At 33.9% G+C, this 236-nt stretch carries 1 protein-coding gene; it reads left to right on the top strand.

Translation table 11 applies throughout. The annotated features are described in order from the left end of the window. Positions 1–36: 36 nt before the first annotated feature. A partial coding sequence (gene rpsH / locus IE312_RS44925; RefSeq protein ID WP_189986845.1) for a 30S ribosomal protein S8 occupies positions 37–236 on the top strand: 200 nt, incomplete at its 3' end.

The raw sequence follows: 236 nt of genomic DNA, 5'->3' as shown, positions 1-236 counted from the left end.
TCAAAATTATAGAACAATAAGGAATTTTAACTTATCATGGGGAAAGACACCATTGCTGATATAATAACCTCTATACGAAATGCTGACATGAATAGAAAAGGAACGGTTCGGATAGGATCGACTAACATCACGGAAAGTATTGTTAAAATCCTTTTACGAGAGGGTTTTATCGAAAACGTAAGGAAACATCGCGAAAACAACCAATATTTTTTGATTTTAACCCTAAGACATAGACG

Origin of the sequence: Streptomyces capoamus (assembly GCF_014654935.1) — a bacterium.
GTDB lineage: Bacteria > Actinomycetota > Actinomycetes > Streptomycetales > Streptomycetaceae > Streptomyces > Streptomyces capoamus.
The sequence above is the reverse complement of the archived record's forward strand: the minus strand, read 5'-3'. Positions and strand labels throughout refer to the sequence as shown.